Below are 6,763 nucleotides of genomic sequence, written 5' to 3'. Positions count from 1 at the left end.
ATGGAAAAATAATAAAATATATGAGATTAATTAATTTATGAATACTCCAATTTATAAAATAGAAGATAAAAAAAATAGAATATATATAAAAAGAGATGACCTATTTCCATATTCTTTTGGAGGAAATAAGGCAAGAAAGGGAATGCTTTTTTTTAAGAATATTATATACAAAAAAAGTGACTATGTCGTAACTTACGGTAGTTCTAGTTCAAACCATGTTAGAATTATATCAAATAAATGTGCAGAGCTTAAGATACCTTGTCTTATAATATCTCCATTAGAAGCTGATAAACAAACATATAATAAGAAAATGTATGATTTATTTGGGGCAAAAGTAATTTTTACAAAGCTTGATAATGTATCGAAAAAAATAGACGAAACTTTAAATGATTTAAAAAATAAAGGTTACTATCCATATTTTATTCAAGGTGGAGGCCATGGAAACATTGGTACTCAAGCATATGTAGATTGCTATAAGGAAATCAAAGAATATGAAAAAAATAAGAATTTAAACTTTGATTATATATTTCATGCATCTGGCACGGGTACAACTCAAGCAGGACTTGTTTGTGGTAGTATTATTAACAATGATAACAATAAAATTATTGGTATAAGTATAGCGAGAATGAATCCACGTGGGAGAAATATTGTTTTAAAAAGCGTAAAAGATTATCTAAAGGAAAGAAATATTAATATTTCTGATGAAATAATAGAAAAAAAAGTAATCTTTACTGATAAGTACATAAATGGTGGATATGGAAAATATAACCAGAAAATAATAGAAACAATCAAAAATGCCATGATTAATTATGGTATACCAATGGATACTACTTATGTAGGCAAAGCTTTCACAGGGATGTTTAGCTATATAGGCGATAATGAAATAAAAGATAAAAATATTTTGTTTATACATACAGGTGGAACACCCTTATTTTTTGATGATTTGGAGGAATTATATGAGTAATATTTTATTATTAAGTGTTGGTACAAGAAATAAAATAATTCAATATTTTAAAGAAAATAATAAAAGTGGAAAAGTTATAGCAACAGATATGAGTGAAATAGCACCAGCAATTTATGAAGCTGATAAGCACTATATAGTTCCAAGAATAACTGATAATAATTATTTAGATATTATTTTAGATATATGCAAAAAAGAAAAAATAGATGGTATTCTTTCCCTTATTGATCCAGAATTATCCTTGCTTGCTATGAATAAAGAAAAGTTTGATACTCTTGGAGTAAAGATTGTCGGTTCATCATATGAATTATGTGAGATGTCTTTAAATAAAATAAATATGTTTAATTGGTTAAATGAACATGGTTATAACTGTGCTAAATCTTATGATAAAAAGGAAGAATTCTACAAAGACCTAGATAATGGAGATATATCTTTTCCAGTTTTTGTGAAACCTGTAGAGGGTAGTGCATCAATTTTAATTAGCAAGGTTGATAATAGAGATGAAATAGAATTACTATTTTCTAAGCATGATGGGCTAATGATTCAAGAATTTTTAAAGGGTCAAGAAATTGGCGCTGATGTATACATAGATCTTATAAGCAAAGAAGTAGTTTCTATATTTACAAAGAAAAAAATAGTGATGAGAGCTGGGGAAACAGATAAGTCTGTATCCTTTAAAGATGAAAAATTATTTGCTTTAATTAAGAAATTTGTAAAAGAAGCAGGATATACTGGCCAAATAGATATAGATATATTTGATGTTGATGGAGATTATTATATTTCAGAAGTTAACCCTAGATTTGGTGGGGGATATCCTCATGCATATGAATGTGGAGTTAATAATATTAAACTTATTTATAAGAATTTAAATGGTGAAGAAAATGAGTACTCTTCAGAGTATGAAGAAGGTGTATATATGATGAAATATAATGAAGTTTGTATGAAAAAATTAGGTGAGTAGATGAGAAGTTCTTATAGGAAAAAACTTGATGACTTAAACATTAAACTCGAAAGTCTTTATCGTATGTATTCATATAAAAAGGCAGCTAAACTTAGACGAAAGAGAATGAAAGGAGGTTTTAATTGTGACAAAGAATACAAAGAAGAAGTCCTACCTTATTGGAGAAAATTTGGTTTAAAACCAGATAAGTTATGGTTTGAAATATTCTCAGATAGAGATAAAAAAGTAGATCCAAGATATATACCAGATGATTTGTGGTATGGAAAAATAGTTCCCTATTTTTCAAATACACAGTTTAGAAGATTTGGTGAAGATAAGTGCATGCACTATAAATTTTTCGATAATCTAAAAAGGCCTAGAACTATCGTTAAAAACATGGCTTGTGTATTTTATGATAGCAATATGAATGTCATAAAAGAAGATAAGGCAATAGAAATAATATTATCACATAAAGGGGAGTTTCTTGTAAAACCATCAATTGATAGTGGAGAAGGAAGACTTATACATTTCTTTGATGAAAATACTAACAGTAAAGAAAATATAAAAGAAGCTATTGATAATTTGAAAGCAAACTATATTTTTCAAGAATCAGTAGAACAACATGAAGATTTAAAAAGATTAAACCCTTCATCCTTAAATACTATAAGAGTGGTAACATTATTTTTCAAAGGCGAAGTTCATATACTATCATCTATTTTAAGAATAGGTGGTAATGGGGCTAAAGTTGATAATATTGGGGCTGGAGGATTCGCTTGTCATATTAATGAAGATGGAAAACTTGATTATAGGGGAGTAAATAGAAAGGCTCAATGGGTAACAGAGGGACATGGTAATATAAAATTTGCTGATGTAGTAGTGCCTTCTTACAATAAAATATTAGATTTAATAGATCAAACACACAAAAATTTACCTCATTTTAAATTAATAGGGTGGGATTTTTGTATTGACAAAAATGGCGAACCCATATTTATAGAATATAACACTTGTCCTGGTCCTAATCAAATAACTTGTGGACCAACATTTGGAGATATAACAGAAGAAGTATTAGACGAAGTATTTGTTAAACAAAGTTTAAAATACGCTCAAAATTAAAAAAAAGGAGATCTGATATGAAAGTAGCAATATTAGGCGCAGGAAACGCTGGTTGTGCAGTTGGAGCAGACCTGACATTACATGGTCATGAGGTAACGTTAATTAAAACTTCTCATGCTATGCATGATGAAAATTTCAAATATTTGCAAGAAAATGATGGGAAAATGATTCTAAATGAATTTGGTAAAATATCTGAGGCTAATATCAGTAAAGTAACTAGAGATCTAGAAGAGATTTCAAATAATGAAATAATAATTATTTACATACAAACTAACTATCACAAAGACCTAATTAAAAGAATAGTGAAATATTTAAAGGATGATCAAATTATTCTTATTAATCCAGGTTATTTATCAAGTGCTTATCTATTAGAATACTGTGATAAAGATATAATAATAGCAGAAGCCCAAAGTTCTTTTATTGATGGAAGAATAATGGAAAATGGTTACTTTAGAGTGGGATTTAGGAACGTAAGAAATCCAATAGGAATATATCCTTCTAGTAGAAAAGAAGAAGCTATTGAGAAATTAGATAAATTAGGTGAAAGATTTGTATATCTAGATTCCATAATTGAGGCTGCCCTACATAATCCTAATATGATAGTTCACACCATAGGTTCAGTTATGTCTATACCAAGAATAGAAATAGCAAAAGATGATTTTTGTATGTATCATGAAGCCTATACTAGAGAAAACACTCATACATGGCAAGTTCTTGAAGCTCTTGATGAAGAAAAAATGAATGTATTAGAAAAATTAGGCTTTGAAAGATTATCATATGAAGAAGCTTGTAAATATAGAAATTCTTTAGATACTAGTATTGACGCAAAAGAAGTGTTTTTAGACTATGCTGCTATGGATACAAGGGCAAAAGGTCCTGTAAAAGTAGATTCTAGATATATTTCAGAAGATGTTCCAGAAGGTCTAGTAATGCTAGAATCACTTGGAAAAGTTTTAGATATAAGAACTCCTATTGCTACAAGTTTTATTGAAATAGCAAGTGCAGCACTTGGAAGAGAATTAAGAAAAAATGGTAGATCAGTTGAAGATCTTGGCTATGAAAATATAAAAAAATTAATAAACGATAGCAAAAGCAATGAATAATAGATATTTAATGACATTAAGACTACTTTTTATAAAATCACCTATGAAAAGAGCACGACTTATGAAAAAAATGGGGTGTTTTCAGAGAATGTGGTGATAGAGTAATGATTACATCAAGAAAAATCCCTCTTTATTCAAGACTTATATCAATAGGGGAGAATGTTTGGCTTGCATCAAATGTTCAATTTATCACTCACGATGTAAGTCACTTTATGCTTAATGGCATGAAAATATATGATAAAAAATTCAAAGAAAAAGTAGGATGTATATCTGTAGGGAATAATGTATTTGTTGGAGCAAATACTCAAATCCTATATGATGTCAAAATAGGTAATAATGTTATTATAGCAGCAGGTAGTATAGTTAATAAAGATATTGAAGATAATTCTGTTGTAGCAGGAGTACCAGCAAAAAAGATTGGGAAATTTGAGGATTTTGTTGAAAAGAGAAAAAATAATAATCTAGATGTTAGGGTTGACAACAAAAAATCAAAAATTGATCGATTAAGTGAAGATATTTTATGGGGAAATTTTCAAAAGCAAAGAAGATTTAGGTGAAAAAATGAAAAAAGAAAATATATTTCAGAAAATAAATAGAGTATTTGACAGCATTGAAAGAGATATAGATCCCAGTGCTTCAATATTTAAGAAATTGTATATTTTATTTGACTTTTCAAAAGAATACTTGTTTCACGGAGCATATTTTCTTGATTATGTCCAATACGATTTTTATGGAAAAAGAAGAAGAGAAAGAGATAAGTATGTAGTATTTGGTAGACTTCTTGAAATAATTGAAATATGTAATGACAAAAATAAGAAAAAAATATTTGATAGTAAGCCAGAGTTTAATAAATTCTTTAATAAATATATAAACAGAGATTGGTTGTTTACTAAAGATTCTACACTAGAACAATTTAAAAATTTCATCTCAAAACATGATGTGTTTTTTACTAAAGAATCAAATGGAATGTTTGGTTTAGGTGTAAATAAAATTTATAGTAAAGATATAAAGGATATTGAAACAACATATAATGATTTGAGAAATAAATCAACTTTATGCGAAGAATATTTGACTCAATGTAAGGAACTTAAAGAATTTAATGATTCTTCAATAAATTCTTTAAGAGTCGTAACAATTAGAAAAGCTAATAATGAAGTTGAAGTAGTAGGCGGTTTGTTAAGAATAGGCAGAAAAGGAAGAATAGCTGATAATTTTCACCATATGGGTATATGTGCATACCTAGATCCAAAAGAGGGTATAGTAAGCACAATGGGAATAGATAAAACTTATACTAGACATGTTGTACACCCAGACTCAAGAAAGCAGATAGTTGGCTTTAAAGTTCCACACTGGCATGATGTTGTAAAAACTGTAAAAGAAGCAGCTCTATTAGTGCCCGAGGTAAGATATATTGGTTGGGATGTAGTTATCAATGAAGATTACAAAGTTGTATTAGTAGAAGGAAATCCAGGAGCAGATCCTGATGCTGAACAAATTTCTACAAGAGAAGGTAGATGGTATATATATAAACCAATTTTAGAGGATATTAAAAATTTAAATAAGGAGTAATTATGATAAGTTTTATTAATGATTATAGTGAAGTAGCTCATCCCAAAGTTTTGGAAAATTTAGCTTTATTAAGTAATGAAAAAAACCCAGGATATTCCAATGATAAGCATTCAAAAATAGCAACGAATCTTATAAAATCTAAAATTGATGATAATAATGCATATGTTCAAATCCTAGTTATAGGTACTCAAACTAATCTTATTGCAGCAGCTGCCTTTTTAAGACCACATGAGGCTTTGATTACTGTAGAAACAGGCCATGTTCATGATCATGAAGTTGGTTCTATTGAAAGCACTGGTCATAAGTGTATTACAGTTAAAGGTGAATCTGGGAAAATTACAATTGATGATTTAAAGAGAGTTTGTAGTGATAAATATTGGGGTAATGCTGGAATTTTAAATATAAAACCTAAAATGGTATATATTAGCCAAACCACTGAAGTAGGAACATTTTATACTAAAGAAGAATTAACACAAATAAGAAAGTTTTGTGATGACTATGGCTTATATTTATATTGTGACGGTGCAAGACTTGCAAGTGCTTTAGATTGTTCAGATGTTACTTTGAAAGATCTTGCCAAACTTTGTGATGCTTTTTACATAGGTGGAACAAAGAATGGTGCTCTAATGGGTGAAGCAATGGTAATTATTAATGATAAGTTGAAAGAAGATTTTTTCTATATAGCCAAACAGAGGGGTGGCATATTATCTAAAGGATTTTTACTTGGTATACAGTTCGAAACTCTTATGAGTAATAATTTATATGAAAAAATAGGAGAACACCAAAACAAAATGGCTAATCTGCTTAGAGAAGGTCTAAAAAAATTAAACATTGAGATTATTAATGAATCAAAAACTAATCAAATTTTTGCAATTATTTCAAATAATATATTAGATAAACTAAGAAATAAATTTGCTTGGGAAACTATTAATACAAGTGATGACTCAACAGAAATAAGATTGGTTACAAGCTGGAGCACAAATAAAGAAGAGGTAAATTCTTTTATTAATAGTATCAGTGAGTACTTGGAAAATGAAGTTTGTTAGATTTAGGTATATAAAATTAGATTATATTAAA

The 6,763-nt window shown here is 28.5% G+C and carries 7 protein-coding genes; all 7 read left to right on the top strand.

Annotated features, from left to right (window positions below):
• The first annotated feature begins 37 nt into the window (after positions 1-37).
• The 7 genes from SOR60_RS09460 to SOR60_RS09430 all read left to right on the top strand — a co-directional run bounded on the left by SOR60_RS09460 (position 38) and on the right by SOR60_RS09430 (position 6,732).
• The gene (locus SOR60_RS09460; RefSeq protein WP_176269733.1) at positions 38-964 is read left to right on the top strand and encodes a 1-aminocyclopropane-1-carboxylate deaminase/D-cysteine desulfhydrase; all 927 of its coding nucleotides are present in this window, start codon (positions 38-40) and stop codon (positions 962-964) included.
• Positions 957-1,922 carry an ATP-grasp domain-containing protein gene (locus SOR60_RS09455; RefSeq protein WP_320595804.1) on the top strand — a complete coding sequence of 322 codons (966 nt, stop codon included), beginning with the start codon at positions 957-959 and terminating at the stop codon, positions 1,920-1,922. The genes SOR60_RS09460 and SOR60_RS09455 overlap by 8 nt, the downstream gene beginning before the upstream one ends.
• On the top strand, positions 1,923-3,014 hold the full coding sequence (locus SOR60_RS09450) for a sugar-transfer associated ATP-grasp domain-containing protein (protein ID WP_320595803.1): 1,092 nt from the start codon (positions 1,923-1,925) through the stop codon (positions 3,012-3,014).
• Between the two features lie 17 nt (positions 3,015-3,031).
• Entirely contained in the window at positions 3,032-4,117 is a 1,086-nt protein-coding gene (locus SOR60_RS09445; protein WP_320595802.1) for an NAD/NADP octopine/nopaline dehydrogenase family protein, read from the top strand.
• 104 nt (positions 4,118-4,221) lie between these two features.
• Positions 4,222-4,674: an acyltransferase gene (locus SOR60_RS09440; RefSeq protein WP_320595801.1), complete on the top strand. Its 453-nt coding sequence runs from the start codon at positions 4,222-4,224 to the stop codon at positions 4,672-4,674.
• A 4-nt stretch (positions 4,675-4,678) separates the two neighbouring features.
• Positions 4,679-5,686 carry a sugar-transfer associated ATP-grasp domain-containing protein gene (locus SOR60_RS09435; RefSeq protein WP_176269737.1) on the top strand — a complete coding sequence of 336 codons (1,008 nt, stop codon included), beginning with the start codon at positions 4,679-4,681 and terminating at the stop codon, positions 5,684-5,686.
• A gap of 2 nt (positions 5,687-5,688) precedes the next feature.
• Entirely contained in the window at positions 5,689-6,732 is a 1,044-nt protein-coding gene (locus tag SOR60_RS09430; protein WP_320595800.1) for a threonine aldolase family protein, read from the top strand.
• Positions 6,733-6,763 lie beyond the last annotated feature (31 nt).

This window comes from Anaerococcus porci (assembly GCF_034090325.1).
In the GTDB taxonomy this organism is placed as follows: domain Bacteria; phylum Bacillota; class Clostridia; order Tissierellales; family Peptoniphilaceae; genus Anaerococcus; species Anaerococcus porci.
Note: the sequence above shows the minus strand (reverse complement) of the source record. Positions and strands in the feature narration are given on the sequence as shown.

What these genes read in the sequence shown, in the direction of transcription:
- SOR60_RS09455 (WP_320595804.1), top strand. Translation starts at nt 957, where the DNA reads ATGAGTAATATTTTATTATTAAGTGTTGGTACAAGAAATAAAATAATT.
- SOR60_RS09440 (WP_320595801.1), top strand. Translation starts at nt 4,222, where the DNA reads ATGATTACATCAAGAAAAATCCCTCTTTATTCAAGACTTATATCAATA.
- SOR60_RS09445 (WP_320595802.1), top strand. Translation starts at nt 3,032, where the DNA reads ATGAAAGTAGCAATATTAGGCGCAGGAAACGCTGGTTGTGCAGTTGGA.
- SOR60_RS09450 (WP_320595803.1), top strand. Translation starts at nt 1,923, where the DNA reads ATGAGAAGTTCTTATAGGAAAAAACTTGATGACTTAAACATTAAACTC.
- SOR60_RS09430 (WP_320595800.1), top strand. Translation starts at nt 5,689, where the DNA reads ATGATAAGTTTTATTAATGATTATAGTGAAGTAGCTCATCCCAAAGTT.
- SOR60_RS09435 (WP_176269737.1), top strand. Translation starts at nt 4,679, where the DNA reads ATGAAAAAAGAAAATATATTTCAGAAAATAAATAGAGTATTTGACAGC.
- SOR60_RS09460 (WP_176269733.1), top strand. Translation starts at nt 38, where the DNA reads ATGAATACTCCAATTTATAAAATAGAAGATAAAAAAAATAGAATATAT.